This is a genomic window from Pseudoalteromonas sp. Z9A5 (assembly GCF_011378875.1).
GTDB lineage: Bacteria > Pseudomonadota > Gammaproteobacteria > Enterobacterales > Alteromonadaceae > Pseudoalteromonas.
This window is the reverse complement of the sequence record NZ_WTLC01000109.1, coordinates 1-889: the sequence shown is the minus strand read 5'-3', so window position 1 is coordinate 889 and position 889 is coordinate 1. Positions and strand designations below refer to the sequence as shown.

At 40.5% G+C, this 889-nt stretch carries 4 tRNA genes; all 4 read right to left on the bottom strand.

Annotation, left to right across the window (positions count from 1 at the left end):
* Positions 1-163 precede the first annotated feature (163 nt).
* Positions 164-240 (bottom strand) — tRNA-Met (locus GQR56_RS21225).
* 5 nt (positions 241-245) lie between these two features.
* Positions 246-320, bottom strand: a tRNA-Gln gene (locus GQR56_RS21220).
* 39 nt (positions 321-359) lie between these two features.
* A tRNA-Leu gene (locus tag GQR56_RS21215) sits at positions 360-444 on the bottom strand.
* Positions 445-491: 47 nt separating this feature from the next.
* Positions 492-568, bottom strand: a tRNA-Met gene (locus GQR56_RS21210).
* Positions 569-889: the final 321 nt, after the last annotated feature.

Here is an 889-nt window from a genome sequence, read left to right as displayed (position 1 = left end):
GAGAGACTTGAACTCTCACAACCGAAGTTACTGGAACCTAAATCCAGCGCGTCTACCAATTCCGCCACTCCCGCATCGTTTGTGTAATAAAACACAGGTAGTTATTTTAAACTCTTCATTGAGTGCAATTTAACTCTTGCAGAGCCATTTCTAAAAGAAGAAATGGTGGCTAAGACGGGATTTGAACCTGTGACCCCATCATTATGAGTGATGTGCTCTAACCAGCTGAGCTACTTAGCCATTGTTGGCTGGGATACCAGGATTTGAACCTGGGAATGCCAGGATCAAAACCTGGTGCCTTACCGCTTGGCGATATCCCAACAATAACAATTGATAGTTTTAATTCTTATCAAGAATTATGGTGCGGAAAGAGAGACTTGAACTCTCACATCCTAAGATACTGGAACCTAAATCCAGCGCGTCTACCAATTCCGCCACTCCCGCACACAAGGTAGTTATTTTAAACTCTTCATTGAGCAACAAAAAAATAATGGTGGCTAAGACGGGATTTGAACCTGTGACCCCATCATTATGAGTGATGTGCTCTAACCAGCTGAGCTACTTAGCCATCTTTTTTTGTTAGCACATCATCGCTGAGTGCGGGGCGTATTATGCTGATATGACCCAAATTCGTCAACACCTTTTTTGCAAAAAAACACTTAACATGGTTTGTTTGCCGGAAAATTAAGCTAACAGGCTAAATTTTAATAAAAATGCTGTTTTTTTAACTGCCTTTAAGGCGCCGAATCTTAATTAAGCCTGTACTTCTTTAATTAAGCGATATTACAAAGATAGACTAGGGCGTGTTGATCTTTGCGGTATAAAAAACAAACAGCATGAGGATAAGGTATAATTGAATTCGCTAAAAAACGTTACACCGAACCCTCAT